Genomic DNA, 25,286 nt, shown 5'->3' with positions numbered 1-25,286 from the left:
TCCCGGTCTGCTCCCGACTGCCACCCGGTCCGATCCCGGTCGGGGGACGGGCGCGGGGCGGGTGCGAGGGGTGCGGGGGTGCTCATGACGCGGGGTACGGGAACGCGCGGCCCCGGTACGAGGGTGCCGGGACCGGCCGGCCGTCGCCCCGTGCCGTCGCGCGCTGCCCGCCCCCGCCGGCACGGGGCCGGGGTCACGCCGACGGAAGCAGGCGCGGCTCGATCCGCTCCTCCACGGCCCGGCCGTCCTCCCGCCGCACCACGTACGCCGCCTTGCGCGGCGACTCCGCCACGGCCTCGACGAGTTCGGTGCCGCGGTAGACCAGACCCACCCCGTCGTCGGTGCAGTGGGCCTCGGCGAACGTGCCGTCGGCGACCAGCCGGTGGATCAGCGGGCGGCGGCCCTCGTCGGAGTCGTAGTGCACGCCGTTGCCGTAGGGGAGCAGCGCCAGTCCGTCGGTGACGGCGCGCAGTTCGGGGCCGAAGGAGTCCGTGGTGCCGCCCTGGTACCAGCAGATGGAGCCGGCGCTCACCCCGGCGAGCACCACCCCGGACCGCCAGGCACGCCGCATGATCGCGTCCAGGCCGTGGACCCGCCACACGGCGAGCAGGTTGGCCACCGAACCGCCCCCCACCCACACCACGTCCTGGTCGAGCACCGTGGCCTCGACGTCCTCGACGTTGGGCATGGGGAACAGCTGGAGCGGAGTGAGGTCGTAGCCCGCCGCCCGGGCCGCCTCCGAGACCCGTGCCGTGACCATCTCGGCGTCACCCGCCGCCGTCCCCACGTGGAGGACGCGCGGCCGTCGGCCGTGCGCGCCGGAGAGGTCGACCGCGTGGTGCACCAGGGAGTCGAAGAGCAGCCGCGTACGTCGGCCGGGGCGGAAGCCGCCCGAGGTGGCGACGATGGTGGGTCGGGGCGCTGTCACGGGCGTGATCGTATTCCGCTCGCCACGGTGGAAGACGTGAGTTTTTCGTGAAGGCGGCGCGCGGGTCGGGCCTCTCGGGACGCAACGCCCGTACGCCCGCGCGCCGTTCCGGCTCGGGCGCGACGCCCGCTCGGACACCACTCCCGCCTGCACACGACGCCCGCTCGCCCGCGGCCCCGGCGAAACGCCGACAGCGCGGCGGGGAACGGTGATCGACCGTTCCCCGCCGCGCCGCCGCGCGCGGTCAGCAGGTGCGCAGTCCCACCGCGGCCGCGTAGCCGGAGGGGACCAGGACGTCGCGCACCTCCCAGCCCGGCGCCGGGTCCGCGGGCGCCGGGCCCGTGCCCAGGTAGTCGAGCGCGGGGTTGCGCACCAGACCCGTGCCCAGGCCCTTGAGGTAGGCCTCCTTGCGCACCCAGGCGCGGGTGAACGCGGCCGGCCTGCCGTAGGCGGGGAGCCGTGCCAGCTCGTCCGCCTCCGCCCGGTGCAGCGCGGACTGGGCGCTGAGCATGACCTTGACGGTGGCCAGCTCCTCCACGTCCACCCCGACCGGCGCCGGCGCGAGCGCCACCAGCACCAGGCCGCCGCTGTGCGACAGGGAGAAGTGCACCCCCGACGCGGACAGCACCGGCCGCCCGTGCGGCCCGCCGCAGCCCGCGCAGGGCTCACGGGTCAACGCCAGGGCGTCGGCCCGCACCCCCGTCACGACGCTCAGCACGTTCCGCAGCGCCGCGTGGGCGACCACGTAGGCGTCGCGGTCCCGGTCGTGCCGGAAGGCGCCGGCACGGGCCCGCTCCTCCGCGTCGAGAACCTCGCGGGCGTGCCGCAGGGTCTGCTCGTCCTGCTCCGCGACCCGTGCCAGATACAGCTCCAGCGGGGCACGCAGGGCCCGCGGGCCCTGCGTGGCGGGTCCGTCCCGCAGCCCCGACAGGTCCAGCACCGCCGGACACAGCCGTTGCGGCAGCACCGGCGGCGCACCGGACCCGGACAGCAGAACTCCCGGCGACGCGGCACCCGGCGTCGTGGCACCCGGCGTCGGGGCCCGTGGCGGCGGGGTTCCCGGCGTCGGGACACGGGACGTCAGGGCCCCTGGTGGCGGGTCGTGGGCCGAGGGTCCCGGGAGCCTGCCCGGGAGTCCCTCAGGCATGTGCCCCGGCCAGCCGCCGGCGCAGGCTCAGCGGACGCATGTCCGTCCAGATCACGTCGATGTGGTCCAGGCACTCCTGCCGGCCGCCGCGCACCCCCTCCGGGTACCAGCCCGCGGGCAGCTCACGGTCCGCCCGCCAGATCGAGTACTGCTCCTCGTCGTTGCGCACCACGAGGTACTCCTCGTCGGTGTCCGGGCGGACCTCCTCGGCGTCCGCGCCGTTCGCGAAGTCGGGTTGCGTCACGGTGAACCTCCCGCGGGTGATGGCGCCGGCCGCAGGTCACGGCCGACGCCGACAGCGTGCACCGGGCCCGCGCACCGAGGTCAGGGACGAACACGCCGACCCCGCGGCACGTGTTGCTGCCGGATCTTCTCTGTCGGCGCGCCCCCGCCGCGCGGGACCGTGCTGCCAGGCCGGAGAACCCGGCGAACCCGGGGCGGACCACCGTCCGCCCCGGGGCCGGTCGCCTCCCCGCACCCCCTTTCCGGAAGGAGCACGCGATGTCGGACGAGCACGCACCTGTCCTGTTGCCGGGCGGAGGCTGGCGGCTGTGGGAACACTTCGCGCTGCGCGGTCCGGGCTTCCCGGCCGACGGCGTGCTGCGCCTCGCCCCGCCCGGACTGGCCGAGGCGGCCGACAAGTTCGGGCCCGGCGCCCCGTTGGCCGGCCCCGAGTGGACCGGTTTCACCGAGGAGCTGGCCGCCGCCGCCGTGGACACCGCCCGCCACCTCCAGGAGGTCGCCGCCCGGCCCCGCTTCCAGGCGGCCCTCGCCTGGCAGAACCCGGCCGTGCTGCGCACCGGCATCGCGCCGTTCCTGCGCTGGAACCCCGACACCGACAAGCGCAGCAGCATGCCCCGCCAGCGCGAGGAACTCGTCGCGCACTACTGGCAGCGGTTCTGCGTGAAGAACGACACCATCGGCTTCTTCGGCCCCGTCGGCTGGGGCCGCTGGGACCTCGCCGCGACGGACGCCGTCTCCACCCGCGCCGGAGACACCTTCCTCGCCGCGAGCGCCGTGTACTTCTCCGGCTGGGCGATCGACGCCCTGGCCAAGGTGCTCGGCGAGGACCCCGCGCTGATGCGCTGGATCCCGCCGCGCCGCGTCTCCATCGTCCGCACCGCCGGCACCACCGTGCGGGTGCCCGGACGGCCCGCGCAGCAGGTGGCGGAGCACGAGGCGGCCGTCCTGGCGCTGTGCGACGGGACCCGCCCGGTGCCGGAGATCGCCGCCGCCCTCGGCCGCACCGAGGACGGGACCGCCGCTGCCGTGCGGGAGCTGGCCCGCCGGCGCTGGGTGCACTGGCGCCTGGAGGTGCCCGCGGACACCCACCCCGACCGCGCCCTGCGCGCCATCCTGGAGCGGGTCCCCGACGAGGAGGCCCGCGACCGCGCCCTCGCCAAGCTGGCCGTCCTGGAGCGCGGGCGCGACGCCGTCGCCGACGCGGGCGACGACGCCGAGGCGCTGACCCGCGCCATCGGCGCCCTGGAAGCCGACTTCGCCACCCTCACCGACGCCGAGGCCCAGCGCGCCAAGGGCGCCCGGACCGCCCCCTGCCGCGGACTCGTCTACTCCGACACCCGCCGCGCCGCCACCGCCACCGCCGGGCCGGGCCTGCTCGCCCACCTGGAACCCCTCCAGCTGTGCCTGACCGCCGCCCGCTGGATGACCAACCGCTTCGCCGACGGCATCCGCGCCCGGCTGCGCGCCGTGTACGACCGTCTCGCCGCCGAGGGCCCCGTCGACCTCGCCACCCTGTGGCTGCACACCCTGCCCTCCCCGCACCCCGAGGCCGGCGCCCTCATCGACGCCGTCCAGGGCGAACTGCGCGCCAAGTGGGCGAAGTTGCTGGACATCCCGTCCGGCGCCCGCCGGGTCCGGCTGACCACCGCCGAGCTCGCCGCCCGCGTCCGCGAGGAGTTCGAGGAGCCCGGCGACGGCTGGTCGCTGGCCCGCTACTTCAGCCCCGACGTCCTCGTCGTCGCCGAGGACGAGGCGGCGCTGGCCCGCGGGGACGTGGAACTGGTGCTGGGCGAGATGCACAGCGCCCTCAACACCATGGGCGCCTCCCTCTTCGTCCACCAGCACCCCGACCGCGACGAGCTGATCACCGAGACCGGCCGCGACTTCCCCGGCCCCCGGCTGCTGCCCATGCTCGCCAAGGAACTGCCGCTGAAGTGGTCCACCCGCAGCCGCCCCTCCCTCGACCGCGACCAGGACCACTACGTGGCGCTGGTCGACCAGACCGGAGACCCGTACCGCCCGCGCACCGCGCTCGGCGCCGACGTCCTGGTGGAGGACGTCGACGGCAGGCTGACCGTCCTGCTCCCCGACGGCACCCGCTACGACCTCCTCGACGCCTACGCCAACACCCTCACCCAGCGCGTGATGGACCGCTTCACCCTGCGGCCCGAGGGCGACCACACCCCGCGGATCACCGTCGACCGCATGATCCTGGCCCGCGAGACCTGGCAACTGCCCGTCGCCGAGCTCGACTTCGCCGACGAGAAGACCGAGGCCGCGCGCTTCGTCCGCGCCCGCCACTGGCAGCGCCGCCACGACCTTCCGCGCTTCGTGTTCGTCGTCTCCCCGACCGAACCCCGCCCGTTCTACGTCGACTTCGACAGCCCCGTCTACACCACCATCCTCGCCAAGGCCGCCCGCCGCCTCGCCCGCACCGACCCGGACGCCCGGCTCAAGGTCAGCGAAATGCTCCCCACGCCCGAACAGGCCTGGCTCACCGACACCGACGGCCGGCGCTACACCTCCGAGCTCCGCTTCGTCGCCGTCGACCGGACCGTCACCGCCGAGGGGGACCGGTGATGCGCACCCTCGCCGACGACCTCGCCGAACACGCCGCACGGCACCCGGACCGGATCGCCCTGGACACCCCGGACGGGCCCGTCACCTACCGGCAACTCGAGCGGCGGACGCTGGAGCTGACCCGACTGCTGCGCGCACACGGGGCACGCCCCGAGACCGTCTGCGCCGTCGCCGTGGAACACGGCCTGGACGCGGTCGCGGCCATGACGGCCGTCCTGCGCTGCGGCGCCGCCTTCCTCACGCTGGACGTCACCCAGCCGCGGGACCGGCTGGCCGCCTTCGTCCGCAGCGCCGGCGCCCGCCTCCTGCTGACCACCACGGCCCACGCCGACGCCCTCGAACTCGGCCTGCCGGCGCTCCGGTTGGACGCCGCGGGTACCGGAGCGCCGAACGCGACGGCCGCCGGCGGCTCCCGCGACGCGGCGTCCGGCGGCCCGTGGGACGAGGCGTCCGGCGGCCCGTGCGACGAGGCGGGCACCGGCACCTCCGGCACCTCCGCCACCTCCGCGTTCCCGCCCGTCGACCCCCGCGCCCTCGCCTACGTCAGCCACACCTCCGGCAGCACCGGCGAGCCGAGTCCCGTGTTCGTCGAGCACCAGGCCCTCGACACCTACCTCCGGGACACCGCCCGCGCCTTCGGGCTCGGCCCGGACACCGTCGCCCTGCAGACCGCACCGCTCGGCTACGACGCCTCGATCCGTGACACGTTCGCGCCCCTGCTGGCCGGGGCCCGCGTCGTCCTCGTGGAGCGCGCGCGGCTGCTCCGCCCCGCCGATTTCGTCCGCACGGTCCGCGATCACGGCGTCACCGCCCTGCTCAGCGTCACCCCGTCCTTCCTCACCCACCTCGCCGGACAGCGCGACCTGCCCGATCCGCTGGCCGGCGTCACCCTCGTCGCGTCCAGCGGCGAGTCGCTGCGGCCCTTCCTCACCGCGGGCGGCCGGTCCCTCGTCCCGGGCCGGCTGATCAACCAGTACGGGCCGACCGAGTGCACCATGACGACCACCCGCCACGACGTCCCGGCGGACCCCGACCCGGCCCACGACGTCGTCGGCCTGCCCCGGACCGGCGCCACCGTCCGCGTCCTCGGCCCCGAGCTGGTCCCCGTCCCCGACGGAACCGTGGGCGAGGTCTACATCGGCGGCACGGGCCTCGCCCGCGCGTACGGAGGGCTCCCGGCCCGCACGGCGGCCGCCTTCCTCCCCGACCCCTACGGTCCGCCCGGTTCCCGCATGTACCGCACCGGCGACCTGGGCCGGTGGACCCCGCAGGGGCTGCGCTACGAAGGCCGCGTCGACCGCCAGATCAAGATCCGCGGCTACCGTGTGGACCCCGCCGAGGTGGAGGGCGCGCTGCTCACCCACCCCGCAGTGAGCGGAGCCGTCGTCACCCCGCACACCGACGACCGGGGCCGCGTGTACCTGGCCGCCCATGTCACCGGCGACCACACGATGCCGGACGCCGCTCTGCGCAGCCACCTGGCCCGCACCCTGCCCCCGCACCTGATGCCGCGCCGCTTCCTGCGCCACACCGTCCTGCCCACCACCCGTGGGGGCAAGGCGGACCGTGGCCGCCTGGTCGCAGGGAGCACCGCATGAGCACACCGACCACGACCGGCCGCCCGACGACGGGCCGCCCGACGGCCACGGGCCGCCCGGCCACCCTCGCCGGCGTCCCACACCCCACGCTCCGCGTCCACGGGCCCGCCGACCCCGACCTCGCCGTCGCCGCCGCCCGCATCGCGCCGCACACCGTGCGCACGCCCCTGCTGTCCGGTCCGGCGACCACGGTCCGCGGTCCACGCCTGCTCCTGAAGGCCGAACACCTCCAGACCGGCGGCTCCTTCAAGGCACGCGGCGCCGCCAACGCCGTCCTCGCCCTCGGAGCCGACCGCGTCGTCACCGGTTCCTCCGGCAACCACGGCATCGCCCTCGCCCGCATCGCCCGCACCCTCGGCCTGGAACTCACCGTCGTCCTGGCCGCCGGCGCGTCCCGCGCCAAGGCCGCCGCCATCCGCGCCCTGGGCGCACGGATCGTCCAGGTCGGCGGGGGAGTGGCCGAACGTGAGGAACGTGCCCGGACGATCGCCGAGACGACCGGCGCCGCCCTCGTCCCCTCCTCCGACCACCCCCTGGTGATCGCGGGCCAGGGCACGGTCGGCGTCGAGCTCCTCACCGACGCCCCCGACACCGAGACGGTCTACGTCCCCGTCGGCGGCGGCGGCCTCCTGGCCGGCGTCTGCCTCGCCGCCGCCGGACACCCCGTCCGCGTCGTCGGCGTCGAACCCGCGCTCACGCCGCGCTACGCCCGCTCCCTGGCGGCCGGACACCCGGTCCAGCTGCCGCCCACCCAGACCGTCGCCGACGGCCTGCGCGGCCAGCGGCCCGGCCACTTCACCTACCCGATCATCCGCGACCGGGTCGACGACCTCGTAGCCGTCGGCGAGGCCGAGATCCTCGCCGCGGCCGCCCTCCTGCGCCGCCACGGGGTCGACGCCGAACCCAGCGGCGCCGTCGCCCTCGCCGGAGCCCTGCGCGACGGCCGCCGCCGCGAAGCCGCGGTGGCCGTCGTCTCCGGCGGCAACACCACCGCCCGACTCCACACCCTCACCGCAACCACCACCCTCCGGAAGGACATGCCATGACCGAGAACACCGCCGTCGCCGTCAGCACCCTCGACCTGCTCGTCGACATCTTCCGCGACGTCCTCGACCACCCCGACCTCACCCCGGACACCGACTTCTACGAGTCCGGCGGCGACTCCCTGACCGCCTTCCAGATCACCGGCCGTCTCCAGGAGGCGCTGGGCTCCGACGACATCCCGGTCTCCCTGGTCTTCGCGTACCCGACCCCGCGCGACCTCGCCGAGGTCGTCGACGCGGACTTCGGCCGCGGCTGAGGGGAGAGCCGGTGCGGCGGGATCCCGCGGTGCCCGCGCCTCCCTGACGTCGTCCGACAGGCGCGGGCACCCGGGCCGCCGGCCCGGCCCGGACCCACCACCCCCACCACCCCACCATCCCGGTGAAGCCGCAGCGTCACGATGCGGCGCGGCCACCCACGACCACATCCCCTGATCCCGTGCACGCGTCCGCGTCAAAGGAGTGCCGTCATGTCCGAAGACCTCGCGCCGTACCTCGGCCGCTGGCGCCTGTGGAACCAGTTCGCGCTGCGCGGGCCGGGGTTCCCGGCCGACGGTGTGCTCCGCCTCGCCCCGCCCGGGCTCGCCGAGGCCGCCGACAAGTTCGCCCCGGACACGCCGCTGTCCGGACCCGACTGGGAGGCCTTCGCCGCCGAACTGGGCACCGCCGCCGTGGAGACCGCGCACGTCCTCCAGGAGGTCGCCGCCCGGCCCCGCTTCCAGGCGGCCCTGGCCTGGCAGAACCGCCCGCTGCTCGGTTCCGGCATCGCGCCGTTCCTGCGCTGGAACCCCGACACCGACAGGCGCAGCAGCATGCCCCGCCAGCGCGAGGAACTCGTCGCGCACTACTGGCAGCGGTTCTGCGTGAAGAACGACACCATCGGCTTCTTCGGCCCCGTCGGCTGGGGCCGCTGGGACGCCACGGCATCCGGCGCCCACATTGACCCGGGTACCGGTCTGATCGCCGACTCCACCGTCTACTGGGCGAGTTGGGGCATCGACGCGGTGGCCAGGATGCTGGACGCGGACCCGGCGCTGCGGGAGTGGATCGCCCCGAGAGCGGTCCCCTTCGTCGTGCTGAACGGGAACGAGGTGCGCGTGCCCGGCCGCCGCCCGACGGCGGTGTCCGACTCCGAGGCCGCGGTCCTCGCCCGCTGCGACGGTGTGCGCCCGGCCCGGGACATCGCCGCCGACCTCCCCGGCGTCGACGTGGCAGGCACACTGAACGACCTGGTGGCCCGCCGCTGGGTGACCTGGCGGCTCGAGGTCCCGGCCGGCACCCACCCCGAACGCGCCCTGCGCGCCTGGCTGTCGACCGTCGGCGACCCGGACCGCAGGCGACGCGGCCTCGACGCCCTCGACCTCCTGGAGCAGGGCAGGGCGAAGGTGGCGGCGGCCACCGACGAGACCGCGCTCCTCACCGCACTCCAGGAACTGGAGCGCGACTTCACCGAACTCACCGACACGGCCGCGACACGCGAGAAGTCGGCCTCCACCGCCCCCTGCCGGGCCCTCGTCTACAGCGACACCCGGCGCTCGGCCACCGCGCGCCTCGGCCCGGCCGTCGTGGAGGCGCTGTCCCCGCTGCGGCTCCTGATGGACAGCGCGGGCTGGCTCACCGCCCGGCTGGCCGCCGTCGTGGAGACCGAGATCCGCTCGGTGCACCACCGCCTCGCCGCCGGCGGCGACCCGGTCGACCTGGCCTCCTTCTGGTTCGCCTGCCTGCCCGTGCTGCACGGCACCGCCCGTACGGCGGCGGGCGAGCTGCAGCGGGAGTTCGCCGAGCGCTGGCAGCGGATCCTCGCGGTCCCGGACGACGCGCGCAGGGTCACCCGGCAGGTCGCCGACCTCGAGGAGTCTGTGCGGCGGGAGTTCGCGGGCGGCGGGGGCTGGACGGCGGCCCGCTACCTCAGCCCGGACGTCATGCTGGCCGCCGACGGCCCCGAGGCCGCCGCCCGCGGTGACCTCACCCTCGTCCTCGGCGAACTCCACCTGGCCGCCAACACCTTGGGCGCCTCGCTCTTCACCCATCAACACCCCGACGTGGACGAGCTGTTCGCCCTCACCGACCAGGACCACCCCGGCCCCCGTCTGATGCCGCTGATCCCCAAGGAGCACCGCTCCCGGCTCTCCGCCCGCGTCCGGCACACGCTGGTGCGCCCGGAGGACTACCAGGTCGCCCTCACCGACTTCACGGCCGACCCGGCCCGCCCCCGCGCCGTCCGCAGCGCCGACGCCCTGGTCGAGGAACGGGACGGCGCCCTCGTCGTCCGGCTGCCCGACGGCGCGGTGTTCCCCGCGATCGACGTCTTCTCCCACGTCCTGACGACGCTGTCGATGGACCTCTTCCAGCCGCTGCCGCCGGCCGCCCACACACCCCGGGTCACCGTCGACCGCATGGTCATCGCCCGCGAGTCCTGGCAACTGCCCGCCGTGGAGGCCGCGTTCGCCGACGACAAGGACGAGGCCCGGCGCTTCGTGCGGGCCCGCCACTGGCGCACCCGCCTCGGCCTGCCCCGCTTCGTGTTCGTCGTCTCCCCGACCGAGTCACGCCCGTTCTACGTCGACTTCGACAGCCCGGTCTACGTCACCATCCTCGCCAAGGCCCTGCGCCGACTGGCCCGCAAGGACCCCTCCGCCACGGCGACGTTCACGGAGATGCTCCCGACCCCGGAACAGACCTGGCTCACGGACGACGAGGGCCACCGCTACACGTCGGAGCTGCGGTTCGTCGCGTTCGACACCCGGGGGGAGTGAGCCGGGGGGGGCGGGGACGGAGAGGGGAGGCGGCTCGAACCGCCGCTTCCCCTCTCCGTCCCGCCGGAGGCTTCATCGCCGCATGGGAGAGGTCCCCCGGTCGCCGGGCCGGGCGTCAGGCTTCGTGCTCGAAGCGGCTGGGGAAGGGGAAGTAGGTCTCCAGGAACGCGTGGAGCGTTTCGGTGACGTCCTGCTGCCGCTCCGGCGGGGTGTTGACGTCGTTGAGGCAGAAGAAGTCGAAGCCACGGGTCTCGAGCAGCTCGGCGAGCCTCTCGGCGGATTCCTCGCGCGCCACGTCGACGTACCGCAGTTTGTAGCTGCCGGGCACCGCGCGGCCGGTGAGGTAGGCGTGGTGGTGGTGGAGGCTGGCGCCCATGGCGATGTCGGTGACGTCGCGGAACCGGGAGGCGCTGGTCCGTTCGACGTCCTCGCGGAAGAGCTCCTCGATCTCGCGCATCACGGCGCGGATCTGCGGGTGCGGCGTGTGCATGAACTTGTTGACGGCGAAGCGTCCGTGCTCCGCGAGCAGCAGCCGCCGGACGTTCTTGCCGGCGGAGTTCGGCGCGGGTTCGTCGCCCAGCGGCGAGCCGAGGCCGTACTGGAACGGGGAGAACGGCAGCTTCGCCACGCCGTTGCCGTGGAAGAAGTGCTCCCCGGTGATCGGGCGGCCGACGAAGACGTCGTCGTTGAAGTAGAGGTAGCGCTCGGAGAGGCCGTCGATGTGGTGGAGCTGGGTGCCGATGGCGTGGGAGTTGAACACCGGCAGCACGCTGGTGTCGGAGAAGATCTCCTTGTGGTCGACGACCTGCACGCCGGCCGCGGAGGTGTCCAGCCACGGCGGGGTCTGCCCGTCCGTGACGATGTAGACGTTCCGGACGAACGGCGCGTACATCTCCAGCGAGCGCAGCGAGTACTTGAGCTCGTCGTGACTGGTGTAGCGGGAGGCGCCGGTCTCCCGCGCGTGGATGCGGCGCGGAGCCGCGGGGCCCCCGCGGTAGGCCTCCCGCTGTGCGGCGAGCTGAGGATCGGAACCGTCCACCCAGGTGTAGACGACGTCGATGTCGAAATCGACCTTCTCGATGGTGGGCCGGAAGAAGTCCCGGAAGGTGGGGTGCGGGCGGCCCTGTATGGGCAGAGTCGCGGGTATTCGGGCCTCCGCGGTGACCGTGTCGGAGACCGCGTTCGGCCGGGGCGCGACGAGCGTGCCGGCGAGCGCGCTCTCGGGGAGCTGCGTGCGCAGGGAGGACAGCCGCTCCGCCGCCTTGCCGGCGGCCTCCTCGTCGTCCGCGGAGTCGCGTGCCGCCAGCAGGGCGGCACCGTCCTGCCAGAACTCGACGTCGCAGCCCTCCGTGAACCCGGAGAGGACCTGGCCGGAGGGGCCGAGCTGCAGCTCGGTGAAGCGGATGACGCGGGAGCGCTTGAGGGCGGCGGGAAGCGACCCGTCGGCGTAGAGGGTCGCGTCCTCGGGCCAGGCGCTGGTGCCGGGCTTGCCGGCGTACAGAGGAGCGTTCCCGTACAGCTCGCGCAGGGCGGTCAGGAAGGCCTTCCTGTCCTCCAGGCGTACGCCGACCACGTGACGCCGCGGCGACCGCCCCGGCACCAGGAAGTACTGCACACCGGCATGCGTCAGCGCGTCGGTCACCAGGTGCAGATGCCGGGCGCGGGCCGACTGGGCTGTGAACGAGGTCACGGTGCGGCCGTAGTACGTGTCGCCGTTCACGGTCAGCGCGGTGACCTCGGGGTCGGCCTCGAGCATCGCGGCCCGCCGCTGCGCGATCCGCGCCTCCTTCGCCTCTCTCGCTTCCGCCTGCCGCCGGGCCTTCTCGGCAGCGGCGGCCTGCAGCCGCTCACGCTCCCTGCGTGCGCGGACACGGCTCGGCAGGACGCGCTCGGCAGCGCTGAACACGGCGGAGGGCATGAAGCGACCCGATCATGAAGAGAAGGTGAATCGAATGCAAATCTAGTCAGGAGATTACCTGTGGATGTCAAGTATCGACAGATTGCGTGCGGATCTCGATGGCGTCCGGTCGGACTCGGACGCCGACGGGCTGAAGGACTGCCTGGGCGGTGGCTTGGGGGTGGTCCCGCCCCTTCACCCTGACCTGGCACGACTCCGAGACCGCGCGCCGCGCGCCGGCCGACGGAGCTCGTGCGGCTCCTCGAACGGCGCGGCGTCACGGTCGTGCTCCGGTGAGCCGCAGGCGCCCCAGCGGCATCGGCGAGGGCGCTCGGGCTATTCCAGAAGGTCGGTGACGTACTCGCGCAGGTGCGGGGCGGTCGTCGTGAGGTCCCTTTCCCGCAGCGGGGCGAGGTGGGCGAGTTCGACATGGCCGGTGGACGTCAGTTCCGACAGGGCGTTGAGTTGCGACTCCAGGGCGGTGTCGTCCTCCTCGGTGGCGGCGAGCGAGGCCAGCAGCGTGGCCAGCGAGGCCGCCTGGGCCGGCGCGTACCAGCTCAGCAGGTCGGTGACCCCGTCGGCGGCGCGTGTTCGGTCCCTCGGATCGTCGGAGAGGACCGCACGGGCGATTGCGGTGAATTCCCGGGCTTTCACTGCTGCGCGCTTTCGTCGGTACGGCACGGGGAATCGCGGGGGCCAGGAATACGGGTGGCACCGGCCGCGTCCGAACGGGTCAGGTCCGTCCCGTCGCCGCCCACGGCCGTCGCCTGTTCCACGGTCCCCGCCCTCCCGCGTCCTGAAGCACTCCCCGCACCGTGCACCGTGGATCAGGACGCACCATCGCGGGAGACGGTTCGCTCCCACGGCCGGGTCCGCCCCGGTCAAGGACGCTGCGGACGCCGGCGCACCTCGTCGAGGGACGTGACATGGGAGGGCGTGGGGCTCGGCGGAACCAGCCCCTCGTGGGGGCCAGGCGCTCTTCGGGCGGCGATGTGTATCAACTCGGCCCGCCCGCGCTCCACATGGTGCAGTCGTGAAGCTGGCGTGAAGTAGCTGTAGTGGAGTTGGGGACCGGATTCGTCCATATCTCTTGCCATATGCCGCCTTCGTCGTGACGATTGCGTGAAGAAGGTCATCACGTCGCCCTTGTCCACTTGTGTGACGTGTGCTCGACCGCCGCGGCCGACCACCCGGCGGTGCTCCGGCGCGGGGGGACTCCGCCGTGCCCTGAAGCGGAGGAATCATGGGGGATTCGGGGGTCGGTGGCAGCATGCCCGCACTGCCGTCGCTGGACGTCGGGAAGCTGCCGCTGGTGCTCGCCGGGCCGATGGTCCGGCGGGTGGACGAGGCGGGCGTGACCGTCTTCCTCGCGCTCAAGGCCGCCCGCAAGGTGACGCTGGAGGTGTTCACCGGGAGCAGCGGACCGCTGCCGGAGGCGGTGGCCCACGGCACCGCCGTCACCACGAGGATCGGCGAACACCTGCACGTCGTGGCGGTCACCGCCCGCCCCGCGTCGGCCGGTGCGCTCCGGCCGGGGACCGTCCACCGGTACACCGTGCGGTTCTCCGCGGACACCGCCGCCCCGGACACGCCGGTTCCCACCGGCGCGCCCGGCCTGTTCGACGACGGCATCGTCCACGCCAAGGGGGACCAGGCGCGCGCACGCCTCCTCTACGGGGGCGGCGCGCCCGACCGGCCGAGCTTCGTCACCCCGCCCGACCACCCGTCGAAGCTGCGCCTCTTCCACGCCTCCTGCCGCAAGCCGCACGGCCCCGGACTGGACGCCCTGGCCGTCCTCGACCAGGTCCTCGCGGCCGACATCGGCAGGCCGGCCCACCGCCCGCAGCAGCTCTTCCTCACCGGCGACCAGATCTACGCCGACGACGTGGCCGAGGTGATGCTGCACATGTGCACGCAGTACGGGCGCGTCCTGCTGGGCCGCGACGAGACCTTCCCGACCCTGCCCCGCGAGCACCGGCTGCTGCTGATGAAGCCCGGCAAGCGGCAGCAGCTCACCGTCGAGGACTTCCACCTCACCAGCGACGTGGGGCACTCGCACCTGCTCACCCTCGGTGAGTTCTATGTCATGTACCTGCTGTGCTGGTCGGACACCCTGTGGCCCGAGGGATTCGACCTGCGGCTGCTCTTCCCGCAGTTCTACGAGGACGACTACCGGACCATCGGCAGTCCGGACCCCGACCAGGCCGACAAGCTCCGGTTCGCGTACTCCTTCCGCAGGAAGTCGCTGGGCGTCTACAGGGAGTTCCTCGACCGGTGCGGCCACATCAAGAACTTCCGGGAGACGGTCCCCGACGTACGGCGGGCGCTCGCCAACACGGCGACGTACATGATGTTCGACGACCACGAGATCACCGACGACTGGTACATCGCCTCCTCCTGGGTCGACGACGTCTGCTCCACCGACCACGGCCGGCGGTTCCTCGCCAACGGCCTGGCCGCCTACGCGGTCTTCCAGCACTGGGGCAACGCCCCCGCGGCCTTCGGCCCGGGACCCGAGGGCGAGGCCGGACGTGACCTGCTGACCGCCCTGGCCCGGCCCGACCACACCGCGCCCGGCCCGGCCGCCGTCATCGCCCGCCGCACCGGGGTGCCCACCGGCACCGCCTCCGGCCGCATGGTGCGGGAGGACGGTTCCCTGCCCTGGCACTACAGCGCCGACTGGCCCGCCCACCAGCTCGTCGCCGTGGACACCCGCACCCAGCGCGTCTTCCGCGGCGGCCCCAAGGACTCGCCGGCGCTCTTCTGGTCCGACGCCTCCTACCGGGCGATGCTCGAATCGGCCCCCGACCGGGGGACCGAGAAGGTCACCGTGCTGCTGTCGCCCTGCCCGGTGCTCGGCCACCCGCAGATCGAGGAGATCGCCCAGCCGGCGATCAGGAAGTACATGGAGACGGGCTACCTCTGGCAGGACTGCGAGGCCTGGTGCCACGACGAGGACGCCTTCCAGAAGTTCCTCGCCCGCCTCTTCGGCCAGGCCGCACCCGGCCCCGACGGTGTCCGGCGGCGTCGGGTGATCTCCCTGGGCGGCGACGTCCACTACGGCTTCGCGGTGCGCATGCGCTACGGCGCCACCAACCCCTACAAGGCGCCCGCGGGCAAGGTGCGCGGCGTGCTCGCCCAGCTCACCGCCAGCGCCCTGAAGAACGAGTCGGGCGGCACGAAGACCCTGCAGACCCTCGGCTACGCCCTCACCGCCCCCTGGGCCACCCACCTGGGCTGGAACGTGCCGCCGGGCGGCAGGATCGCCGTCGACGTGGAGGGGCTGCCCGGCGACCCCCCGCAGCGCACGCTGCTCACCAGGTCGCCCGGGATCGTCAAACCACCGCGCGGGCGGAGGGTGCTGAGCCCCGCGCCCGACTGGGAGTGCCTGTACGAGTACGTCGAGCACGACGACCCCATGGCGGCACCCCGCCCCAACGCGACGATCCCCGTCGCGTTCCCGCCCGACGACCCGCGCCAGGCCGTCGCCGACTACGCCGCCGCCTCCGGCAACCACTTCGCCTACCTGGTGAAGGGCACCGGGCGGGCGATCGTCGGACACAACAACATCGGCGAGGTCACCTTCACCTGGGGCGCCGGCGACGACAAGTCCGTGCGCCAGACCCTGTGGTGGCGGTTCGACGGGCAGAGGACGGCCGCCCCGCTCACCCGCTTCGTCCTCCCGCTGCCCCTCGGACCCGACGCCGGGACGCTCGCCCCGGACGCCCACGCCCCCGGCGCCCACGGCGCCGCACCCGGCCTCGACGGGGCCGCCCGCGGGGCCGCGCCGTCGACCGGCCCGGAGGGCCTCCCCGCGAACGAAGGGACGCAGGCATGACCACCCCGGCAGACATGACCACCCCGGCAGGAGTGACCGCCCCGGCCGGCACGACCACCCCGCAGGAGACCCCTTCCGCCGCCGAGGAACGGCCCGCGGCGCCCGCCGGGGCCACCGACGGCCAGGCGGCCCTGGTGGAGGAGGTGCTGCGGCTGATCGAGCCGCTCACCCACTCCGCCGCCAACCCGATGGCGCTCGCCCGCTTCCTCGCCGCGACCGGCTGGCGGCCCGAGGCCGCCGGGGACGAGGCCGGGGAACAGGTCGCCGCCTGGCTGGAGGACGTCGCCGGTGTGGTCGGCTCCCTGCAGCAGGCGGTGGAGCACCCGCCGCAGGACCTCGACGGCCTCAAGGACCTGCTGGAGACCGTGGGCGAAGCCGTCCAGGTGGTGCGCACCGTCCCGCCCGCCCTCACCGCCCTCGACCCCGGCCGGTTCGCCGAGGACGTCGTCCAGCACCTGGTCACCGACTGGCTGCGGCTCCACCACCCCCTGCTGCGCTCCGTCCTCCTGCTGCTCGGCGTGCTCGTCGAGGAGGACCCCGCCTCCGGCGGAGCGGCGGGGGAGGCCGTGACCGGTGCCGAGGGCGCCCTCGTCCGGGTTCCGGCGGCCCGGGACCGGCTGCGCCCCGAGCGGCTGGTGGAACTGGTCCGCGACCCCGTCGGAGCCCTCCGGGACCTCTACCTGCCGGACGGGCTCGCCGACGAGGAGGCCGCCGACGCCTTCGCCGCGCTCCTGCTGCCCCGGCTCGCCGACCTGCTGCGCGCGCTCGGCCTCGACGACGTGCTGGCCGGCCTCGGCGACACCGGCGGCACCGACCTGACACCCGCCTCGGTGGCCCTCGGCCGCCGGATGCTCACCTTCCAGTTCCCGGTGCTGCCCTCCGCCCCCGCCACCGGGACGGCCGTCACCCTCGGCGCCACCCTCGGCATCGGCTCGGCCGGGACCGGTGACCTCGGCGCGGTCCTCGTCCCCCGCGGAGCCGCCGCGTTCCAGCGGCAGTTCGGGGAGTGGGTGCTGCGCGCGGACCTCGCGGGGGCGGGCCCGGCCGTCGCGCTCGGCCCGGGCGGCGTCACCTTCTCCGGCGGCGCTCCCACCGGCGGACGTGCCGAACTCGGCGTGGAGCTGAGCAAGGGAGACGCCTCGGGCGGCGGCCAGGAACCGCCCGCCCTGCTGCTGGGCAGCGCCGACGGCACCCGGCTGGAGATCGGCTCGTTCCGCGCCTGGGTACGCGCCGTCCTCGAACAGGGCCGCCCCGGTGAGCCCGACCCGTCCGACGTCGAGATCGGCATCGCCGCCGACAAGGCCGCCGTGGTCGTCTCCGGCGGCGACGGCGACGGCTTCCTCGCCTCCGTCCTGCCCGCCGACGGACTGCGCACCGAGTTCGCCCTCGGCCTGCGCTGGTCCCGCCGCCGGGGCCTGACCTTCACCGGCGCCGGCGGCCTGGACGCCGTCCTGCCGGTCAACGCCCGCCTCGGCCCCATCGAACTCGTCTCCGTGCGGCTCGAGTTGCACGCCGACGCGGAGAGCGAGGAGATCACCGCGCGGGTCGGCGCCACCGCCCGGCTCACCCTCGGCCCGGTCACCGCCACCGTGGAAGGGATCGGGCTGGAGGCCGGCCTGTCCACCCGGGACGGCAACCTCGGCCCGGTCGGTCTCGGCGCCGGCTTCGCCCCGCCCAAGGGCGCCGCGCTCGAGGTCGCCGCGGGCCCCGTCACCGGGGGCGGCTACCTCTTCTTCGACGAGGCCAAGGAGGAGTACGCGGGCGTCCTCGCCCTCCAGCTGGAGAGCATCGCGCTGACCGCCGTCGGCCTGCTCACCACCCGGATGCCCGACGGGGCGGACGGCTTCTCGCTGCTGATCCTGGTGTGCGCCGAGTTCACCCCGATGCAGCTCGGGTTCGGCTTCACGCTCAACGGCGTCGGCGGCCTGATCGGCATCAACCGCTCCGTCTCGGTGGACACCCTGCGGGCCGGCGTCCGCACCAAGGCGCTCGACTCCGTCCTCTTCCCCCACGACCCGCTGGCCCGCGCCCCCGAGATCGCCGCCACCCTCGGCGCGGTCTTCCCGCCCACCCCGGGCCGGCACGTCGTCGGCCCGATGGCGCGGATCGGCTGGGGCACACCCACCCTGCTCACCCTCGACCTCGCCCTGCTGCTCGAACTGCCCACGCCGGTACGGCTGGTGCTGCTCGGCAGGCTGCGGATGGCGCTGCCCACCGAGGAGCGGGCCGTGGTGGTCGTCAACATGGACGTCCTCGGGGTGATCGACTTCGAGCGGGGCGAGGCGTCCGTCGACGCCACCCTGTACGACTCGCGGATCGCCGCCTTCGCGCTCACCGGCGACATGGCGATGCGGGCCCGCTGGAAGGGCGGGAGCAGCTTCGCGCTGTCGGCCGGCGGGTTCCACCCGCGCTTCCAGCGCCCGGAGGGATTCCCGGAACTGCGCCGCCTGGCGATCTCCCTGCTGAACGGCGACAACCCCCGGCTGCGACTGGAGGCGTACTTCGCGCTCACCTCCAACACCGTGCAGTTCGGCGCCCGTCTGGAGCTCTACGCGGCCGCGCTCGGCTTCAGCATCGACGGGATGCTGTCCTTCGACGCCCTGGTGCAGCTCGAACCGTTCGGCTTCCAGGTCGACATCGGCGGGCGCCTCACCCTCAAGCGGGGCAGCCGCACCCTGATGGGCGTCGGCGTGGAGGTCGCGCTCTCCGGCCCCACCCCGTGGCACGTGCGCGGCAAGGCCCGCTTCGAGATCCTCTTCTTCAGCGGTGAGATCAGCTTCGACCGCACCTTCGGCGCCCGGGGAACCCCCGCGGCACTGCCCGCGGCGGTCGACGTGGCCGCCAAGGTCGAGGAGGCGATGGCCGACCCCCGCAACTGGACGGCCCAGCTCACCGGGCCCGGCCGTACCGTCGTCACCCTTCGCCGACTTCCGGATGCCGAAGGCCAGTTGCTGGTGCACCCGCTCGGCGGGCTGTCGTTCACCCAGCGGGTGGCCCCGCTCGGGCTCACCCTGCAGCGGTTCGGCGGGGCGCCCGTGACAGGCACCCGCCGGCTCGACCTCGACCCCGAGCTCACCGTTGAGGACGCCGACCCCGCCACGGCGACCGCGCCGGTCCCGCTGCGGCTCACCCCCACTCGGGACCACTTCGCGCCCGCCCAGTTCCTCGACCTGACCGACGAGGAGAAGCTCTCCGCGCCCTCCTTCGAACGCCTGGTGGCAGGCGGCACCGCCGAGGGAGCGCTCGCCACCGGCCGGGAGGTCGACGGCGTGCACGGCTCCGCGCTCGGCTACGAGGAGGTCGTGGTGGACGGCCCGCACCGCACCGCCACCACGGCCACCGCCACCGCCACCGCCACCGCCGCCGCGGTCGCCTTCGCCGACGGGCCGGCCGAACCCTTGCCCGCCGCCGCCCTGCGCACCGCGGCCTCCCCGGCCGCCCGCGCCGCCACCCGCCGCGCCGGACGGCAGGGCTTCGCCGCCCGCCCGCGCACCCTGGGCGTGCGCGACACCGGCTGGACGGTCCTCGGCGCGGACGCCGCCGGCCCGGCCGCCCGCACGGCCCGCGCCACCGGGGCGCCCACCCCGGTCCGCGCCGCCACCTGGGCGGAGGCCGCCGAACTGCGCCGTACCCTCCACCGGTCCGGCGGCCAGGACCTGCGCCTGGTTCCCGACACGCCGGACCTCGCCGCCGCGGACCTGGCGGCACCGGACCTGGCGGCACCGGACCTCGCGGCCCCCGACCCCAGTGGCGGCCCCGACCTCACGGCGGTCGACGTCCGCGCCACCGGGACCGCCGCCGCCGGGGCCGCGTCAACCGGGACCGCCGCCGCGCGGATCCCGCCGGACGCCAGGACCGCAGAGCCCCAAGGGCCCCAAGGGCCCCAAGGGCCCCGAGAGCCCCACCCCACGACCGACGAGAACACCGCCGGAGGCACCCGTTGAGCGGCCTGACCTTTCTCTCCTGGGTCCGCGAAGGACTCGCCGCCGCCGGCGGGGCGCCCGACACCGGGGCCGGCGCCATGGACGCGCGCAACCACGTCGTCCTGCGGCCCCGGCTCACCGGCCGGACCCCGGTGGACGTGCCCGCCCGCCTGCTCGGCCCCGGGGACGTCACCGGCGTCGACGCGGCACAGGTCCTGAGGACCTTCCCCGCGCCCGGCACCTCCGACGCGGAACCGCACCTGTTCCCCGCCGTCGAGTTCGACCGCCCCGACCTGCCGTGGATGTTCACCCCCGCTGGGGCGGGCGAGCAGGACCGGCTGCGGCCCTGGCTGGTGCTGGTCGTGGTGGAGGCGGACCGGGCCGCCCTGCTGCCCGCGGCCGCCGCCCTGCCCGTGCTGCGCTGCGAGGTCGACCGGCTGCCCGACCTCGCCCAGTCCTGGGCCTGGGCCCACGCCCAGGTCACCACGGAGGACGGCGACGGCCCGGCCGAGGTGGACCGGCTGCTCGCCGGGGAACCGGACCGCACCCTCTCACGGCTGGTCTGCCCACGGCGGCTCCGCCCGCACACCCGCTACCTGGCCGCCGTGGTCCCCGCCTTCGAGGCCGGACGCCTCGCGGGCCTGGGCCTGCCCGTCCCCGAGGGGCCGCTCACCCCGGCCTGGCCGGCCCCCGACGCGCCGGCGGCGGGCGGGCCCGCCGAGATCGACCTGCCCGTCTACCACCACTGGAGCTTCGGCACCGGCCAGGACGGGGACTTCGAGTCCCTGGTCCGCGCCCTGACCCCGCGCGCCCTCCCCGGCGACGTCGGCACCCGCCCCCTGGACGTCGGCGCCGCCGGGCACGGCCTGCCCGCCCTCCCCGACGGACACCCCGGCCGCGTCCTCGACCTGGAGGGAGCCCTGCGCGGCGCCGGCACCGACGCCCGGCCCTGGGACAAGGACACCGCGGCCGCCTTCCGCGCCGCCTACACCGACGTGCTCGACAGCGGCCCCGGCGGGACGGAACTCACCCCGCCGGTCTACGGCGCCGCCCAGGCCGGCCGCGCGGCCCTGCCCTCCCCGCAGGCCGGCCCCACCTGGCTGCGCGAACTCAACCTCGACCCCCGCCACCGCGCCGCCGCCGCGCTCGGCGCCGAGGTGGTGCGCCGTCACCAGGAGGACCTGGTCGCCGCGGCCTGGGACCAGGCCGCCGAACTGCGGCGCGCCAACGAAACCCTCAGACAGGGCCAGCTGGCCCGTACCGTCAGCGACCGGCTGCACCGCAGGCTCCCCGGCGCCGCACCGCTCGGCACCCCGGCCGCCGACGACGCGGCCGACGCGCGGCTCCTGCAGATGACCGCCGCCGCCCGCGCCGCCGTCCGGTTCGGCTCCGGCACCGCCGCGGGCGAACTGGCGCGCAACAAGGAAGCCGCCGCCGCCCTCGACCCCGCCCTGCGGCGCCTGCTGCGCCCCGGTGGCCCGGTCGCCCGCCGCGCCGCCGCCACCGGAACCCGTTCCACGGGCGCCGACACCGCCGTCACCGGCCTGGCCGCCGCGCTGGCCCGCCGCACCGAGCGGGCGGTGCCGGAACTGGCCACCCCGCCGGGACTCAGCGGCGTGGAGGACCTGCCCGGCGAGGAGGACTTCGACTCCCTCACCGAGGACCGGCTCACCACCCGCTGGTGGGAGGAGAACCCCACCACTCCCCGCGAAGGCGTCGACCCCGTCACCCCGGTGATCCGCTGGGTCGGGGCCGGCCTGAGCAACAGGGTCTTCGTGGTCACCACCGACGGCCGGCTGATGTCCCGGGTCACCCAGGGCGACACCCACGGCTGGGTCGACCACGGCACACCGCCCGGCACCACCGCCTCGTCGTCCCCGGTCGCCTGCCAGGACCTGCACATCTTCGTCACCGGCGCCGACGGCACCCTGTGCCAGCTCTTCTGGGACGGCGACCGCTGGGTGTGGCTCAACCACGGCAGGCCCGGCACCGTCCCGGGCAGGCCCGGCACCGTCCCGGTGAACGACGGTGACGGCGCGCTCGCGGCCGTCGTCCGCCGCAGCCCTCCCAGCGGCCCCACCAACAACCAGTACCTCAACCAGACGGTCTACTGCACGGCCACCGACGGCGTCCTGCACGCCCTCAAGGGCAAGGGAGCGAACTGGACCTGGGAGGCCGGCCGCAAGCCCGGTGACCGAAGCATCCGCGGCGTCCGGGTGGTGGGCCCCTGGGCGCTCAACCTGCTCGACACCGACGGCAGGCTGCTGCGGTGGGCCGACGAGGGCAGCGGCTGGACCGCCACCCCCGTGCCCGGCTTTCCGCTGCCCCCCGTCTTCGACGTCTGGCGGGGCGTGCCCGACGGCACCGGTGTCGACAAGAACATGGGCGCGGGCGTGGACGGGGTCCTCCAGATCAGCAACAAGTTCCTGCTCGGCCTCATCCGCTGGGAGCCCGTCCAGGGCGCGCCCGGCGTCGCCGGGATGCTCGGCCGGACCAAGGACGACCGGACCCTGGTCTGCACCCCCGACGCGCGCATCCTGGCCGTCGCCTTTTCCACCACGTTCGACAGCGTCGTCGTCGGCGGCGGCCGCATACCGGGCGTGCCCGACCAGGGCCTGATCGCCACCGTCTCGGGAGACGTCGTCCACGCCGTCGCCGGCGGGGAGCTGTGGCACGCCGACCTCGGCCGCGGCAACACCTGGCGCAACCTCGGCCGCCCCGTCTTCGGCGGCAAGGGCGCCCTGGAGGCCGCCCCGCCGCGGGACATCCGCTGGCGGCCCCAGCTCGGTTTCTTCTCCAACCTCCTGGTCGGGCACGTCGACGCCCCGGCCGGCGCCAACACCCCCTACCTGCGGGTGGGCCGGGCCACCGACTTCGACGCCACGGTCCGCGGAGGATGGTCCCTGAAGCCCGGACTCGGCGGACGGATGACCCACGAGGTCACCCAGGGATTCGGCGTCGCCGCCGCCGACATGGACAAGCCGAGAAACGGCCGCCCCGACGTGGTGCTCTTCTGGATCGAGGAGACCCGCAACGGCGACACCGACGGCAACTTCGGCCGCTACGCCATCGGCCGGGACCTCGACGCCAACGGCGACCCCACCCGGTGGGTCGGTCCGGTCGCCATGCCCAGCCCGATGTCCACCCCCACCGGCTCGGGCGGCGCCCTCACCGAGTACGTGCACGTCGGCGGCGGAAGCTGCGCCCTCGCCGACCTCGACGGCGACGGCAACCAGGAACTGCTCGTCGTCTACCTCGGCGGGTTCACCGGCAACCGCCGCCTCTTCCTGCGGATCGGGTGGAACATCGACCCCGACACCGGTCTCGCCCGGGGCGGCTGGGAGGACTCCGTCGAGATCCCCTGGCCCGGCCGGCCCTCGGAGGCCGCGCCGCGGGTGCGCGCCGTGGACGTCGCGGTCGCCGACCTCGACCACGACCTGCGCCCCGAGCTGATCGTGATGCTGATGGAGGAGAACGGGGGCCAGGTCACCGGCTCCTACCGGGTCGGCTGGAAGATCAACGCCCGTGGCAGGGTCACCGGCGGCTGGAGCAACCCCCGTGCCATACCCGGCAGTTGGCCGGCCATCGCCGGAGCCGGCATCGCCGTCGCCGACTTCTCGGGCAGCGAGAAGCCCGACCTGGCCGTCCTGGTCGTGGAGGACGGCCCCACCGCGAACTCCGCCACCTACCGCGTCGGCTGGGACGTCGAGGGCGCCGCCGGACCCCGTGCCTGGTCCGACGCCATGCCGGCCCACCAGGGCGCCTGGTACGGCTGGCTCAACGAGGGCGCCGGCCTGGCCGTCGTCGACCTGCCCGACTCCACCGCCCAGCGGCGCACCACCATCACCTCCAACTTCCGCACCGCCGCCAGGGCCCACCAGCGCGCCCTGCTCGCCGCCCAGGCCCGCGCCGTCCGCGGCGACGAGCCCGTCGTGCCGCTCAGCGGCGTCGCCGACGCGGTCCGCGCCGCCACCGACCCGGAGCGGGCCGTCACCGGCCGGGTCGCGGCCCGGATCGACGGAGCGGACCTCCTCGGCGGAACCCTGCCCGACCCGCTCGGCCCGCTCCTCGCCCCGCCCTCGTTCGACCGGCCGATGGCCGAACTCCTCACCGGACTCGGCGCCGACCACCTGCTGCCCGGAGCGGAGAACGTCCCGCCCGAGACGGTCACCCTGCTGCGCGCCAACGGGCCCTTCATCGAGGCGTTCCTGGCCGGAGCCAACCACGAGCTCGGCCGGGAGCTGCTGTGGCGGGAGTTCCCCACCGACCGCACCGCCACCTCCTTCCGCCACTTCTGGGACGCCCGCGGCCTGTACGAGCCCGGGCAGGAGCCGCCGGACGTGCCGCCGATGCGGTCCTGGCAGCGGTTCGCCCGCCTCGGCGAGACCCTGCGGCGCCCGCCCGGCGGGGACGATGCCGTGGTGCTGCTGATCCGCGGCGAACTGGTGCGGCGCTTCCCGTCCCTCGGAGTGCACGCCCGCCGGGCGCTGGCGCCCCACACCCCCGGCGGCCCGCGCCGCCTCGCCCAGGACCGGACCGACCCCGTCTTCCAGGGCGCCGTCGGCGAGGACGTGCTGTTCCTGGGCTTCCCGTTCACCGCCGCCGACGCGCTGGGGGAGCACGACGACGGCCACGGCTTCTTCTTCGTCTTCGAGGAGCACCCCGGGGCGCCCTCCTTCGGCCTGGACGTCCCGCCCGCCGACGCCGCCTGGGGAGTGCCCCCGGCCGCCTGGCAGGACGCCGGCTGGGCCGCGCTCGCCGGTTCGCGGGAGGAACTCGACGCGCTCCGGCACGTCGACACCACCGCGCTGGACGGCATCCCCAGGCCGGTGCGTCCCGGGGAGAGCGCACCGCCGCAGGTCTGGGGCCGCAACGCGGCCGCGATGGCCCGGATCACCCTCCAGCGGCCGGTCCGGGTCGCGTACCACGCCTCCGCCCTGCTGCCCGCCCACGGGCCGGGTCTGCGCGTCACCCACGTCCGCAAGCGGATCCCGGGCAGCGACCAGGTCTTCGTCCGCGAGATCGCCGGCCGGTACCCCGACGGCGGCTGGTGGACCCTGTCCGCGGTCGAGGCGCTGGACGCCCTCGACGCCCGGCAGTCCTTCTACATCGAGACCCAACCCGGCCACCGGGCGTCGCTCACCTCGGTCTCCGACGGTTCCGGAGGCCGCCACCTGCGCACCACCGCCGACGAGAACACCACCGACAACCTGCTCTCCCTGCCGCCCATCCCCGACGAGGCCTACCGGCCCCGCCCCGCCCTCCCGTCCCGCTGACCCCTCGGTCCGGGCCCCGCCCAGGCACCTCGCCCGCCGACAGCCCTCTCGCCCGCCGCC

General features: G+C 75.1%; 13 protein-coding genes. 8 read left to right on the top strand and 5 right to left on the bottom strand.

The window, feature by feature from the left end; genetic code table 11:
- Positions 1-193: 193 nt before the first annotated feature.
- The 3 genes from ABZ836_RS13370 to ABZ836_RS13360 all read right to left on the bottom strand — a co-directional run bounded on the left by ABZ836_RS13370 (position 194) and on the right by ABZ836_RS13360 (position 2,319).
- Entirely contained in the window at positions 194-928 is a 735-nt protein-coding gene (locus ABZ836_RS13370) for a peptidase E (protein ID WP_361141858.1), read from the bottom strand.
- Positions 929-1,172: 244 nt separating this feature from the next.
- Positions 1,173-1,895 carry a 4'-phosphopantetheinyl transferase superfamily protein gene (locus tag ABZ836_RS13365; protein ID WP_356136065.1) on the bottom strand — a complete coding sequence of 241 codons (723 nt, stop codon included), beginning with the start codon at positions 1,893-1,895 and terminating at the stop codon, positions 1,173-1,175.
- Positions 1,896-2,067: 172 nt separating this feature from the next.
- Positions 2,068-2,319, bottom strand: coding sequence for an MbtH family NRPS accessory protein (locus ABZ836_RS13360; RefSeq protein ID WP_356136063.1), 252 nt, complete (start codon positions 2,317-2,319; stop codon positions 2,068-2,070).
- A gap of 257 nt (positions 2,320-2,576) precedes the next feature.
- Between ABZ836_RS13360 and ABZ836_RS13355 the strand changes: the two genes are divergently transcribed.
- The 5 genes from ABZ836_RS13355 to ABZ836_RS13335 all read left to right on the top strand — a co-directional run bounded on the left by ABZ836_RS13355 (position 2,577) and on the right by ABZ836_RS13335 (position 10,292).
- Positions 2,577-4,898 carry a lantibiotic dehydratase gene (locus tag ABZ836_RS13355; protein WP_361141855.1) on the top strand — a complete coding sequence of 774 codons (2,322 nt, stop codon included), beginning with the start codon at positions 2,577-2,579 and terminating at the stop codon, positions 4,896-4,898.
- Positions 4,898-6,496, top strand: coding sequence for an amino acid adenylation domain-containing protein (locus tag ABZ836_RS13350; protein WP_361141853.1), 1,599 nt, complete (start codon positions 4,898-4,900; stop codon positions 6,494-6,496). The genes ABZ836_RS13355 and ABZ836_RS13350 overlap by 1 nt, the downstream gene beginning before the upstream one ends.
- Positions 6,493-7,542 (top strand): pyridoxal-phosphate dependent enzyme, encoded by a 1,050-nt coding sequence (locus ABZ836_RS13345; protein WP_361141851.1) that lies wholly within the window; start codon positions 6,493-6,495, stop codon positions 7,540-7,542. Before ABZ836_RS13350 ends, ABZ836_RS13345 begins: the two co-directional genes overlap by 4 nt.
- On the top strand, positions 7,539-7,796 hold the full coding sequence (locus ABZ836_RS13340) for an acyl carrier protein (protein ID WP_356136055.1): 258 nt from the start codon (positions 7,539-7,541) through the stop codon (positions 7,794-7,796). The genes ABZ836_RS13345 and ABZ836_RS13340 overlap by 4 nt, the downstream gene beginning before the upstream one ends.
- Before the next feature lie 210 nt (positions 7,797-8,006).
- Entirely contained in the window at positions 8,007-10,292 is a 2,286-nt protein-coding gene (locus ABZ836_RS13335; protein WP_361141849.1) for a lantibiotic dehydratase, read from the top strand.
- A 115-nt stretch (positions 10,293-10,407) separates the two neighbouring features.
- Here ABZ836_RS13335 and ABZ836_RS13330 read toward each other — a convergent pair whose 3' ends face one another.
- Complete coding sequence (locus ABZ836_RS13330) at positions 10,408-12,210, bottom strand: stealth family protein (RefSeq protein ID WP_361141847.1); 1,803 nt, start codon at positions 12,208-12,210, stop codon at positions 10,408-10,410.
- 315 nt (positions 12,211-12,525) lie between these two features.
- Positions 12,526-12,843, bottom strand: a complete 318-nt coding sequence (locus ABZ836_RS13325; RefSeq protein WP_356136049.1) for a hypothetical protein — start codon at positions 12,841-12,843, stop codon at positions 12,526-12,528.
- Positions 12,844-13,459: 616 nt separating this feature from the next.
- On the opposite strand from ABZ836_RS13325, the gene ABZ836_RS13320 reads away from it, so the two are divergent.
- From ABZ836_RS13320 to ABZ836_RS13310, 3 genes are read left to right on the top strand one after another with little or no spacing between them, the layout of a single operon-like run.
- Positions 13,460-16,027 carry a hypothetical protein gene (locus ABZ836_RS13320; protein ID WP_361141845.1) on the top strand — a complete coding sequence of 856 codons (2,568 nt, stop codon included), beginning with the start codon at positions 13,460-13,462 and terminating at the stop codon, positions 16,025-16,027.
- A complete protein-coding gene (locus ABZ836_RS13315) occupies positions 16,024-19,971 on the top strand; it encodes a DUF6603 domain-containing protein (RefSeq protein WP_361141844.1) in 3,948 nt (1,315 codons plus the stop codon). Before ABZ836_RS13320 ends, ABZ836_RS13315 begins: the two co-directional genes overlap by 4 nt.
- Complete coding sequence (locus ABZ836_RS13310) at positions 19,968-25,226, top strand: hypothetical protein (protein WP_361141842.1); 5,259 nt, start codon at positions 19,968-19,970, stop codon at positions 25,224-25,226. The genes ABZ836_RS13315 and ABZ836_RS13310 overlap by 4 nt, the downstream gene beginning before the upstream one ends.
- The last annotated feature ends 60 nt before the right edge of the window (positions 25,227-25,286 follow it).

The sequence above is a fragment of the Streptomyces sp. NPDC047130 genome, from assembly GCF_040643475.1.
Classification (GTDB): domain Bacteria; phylum Actinomycetota; class Actinomycetes; order Streptomycetales; family Streptomycetaceae; genus Streptomyces.
Note: the sequence above shows the minus strand (reverse complement) of the source record. Positions and strands in the feature narration are given on the sequence as shown.

Bases quoted from the DNA above. Each gene is read 5' to 3' on its own strand.
- ABZ836_RS13315 (WP_361141844.1), top strand. From the start codon at position 16,024: ATGACCACCCCGGCAGACATGACCACCCCGGCAGGAGTGACCGCCCCG.
- ABZ836_RS13355 (WP_361141855.1), top strand. From the start codon at position 2,577: ATGTCGGACGAGCACGCACCTGTCCTGTTGCCGGGCGGAGGCTGGCGG.
- ABZ836_RS13320 (WP_361141845.1), top strand. From the start codon at position 13,460: ATGCCCGCACTGCCGTCGCTGGACGTCGGGAAGCTGCCGCTGGTGCTC.
- ABZ836_RS13345 (WP_361141851.1), top strand. From the start codon at position 6,493: ATGAGCACACCGACCACGACCGGCCGCCCGACGACGGGCCGCCCGACG.
- ABZ836_RS13340 (WP_356136055.1), top strand. From the start codon at position 7,539: ATGACCGAGAACACCGCCGTCGCCGTCAGCACCCTCGACCTGCTCGTC.
- ABZ836_RS13335 (WP_361141849.1), top strand. From the start codon at position 8,007: ATGTCCGAAGACCTCGCGCCGTACCTCGGCCGCTGGCGCCTGTGGAAC.
- ABZ836_RS13350 (WP_361141853.1), top strand. From the start codon at position 4,898: ATGCGCACCCTCGCCGACGACCTCGCCGAACACGCCGCACGGCACCCG.
- ABZ836_RS13330 (WP_361141847.1), bottom strand. From the start codon at position 12,210: ATGCCCTCCGCCGTGTTCAGCGCTGCCGAGCGCGTCCTGCCGAGCCGT.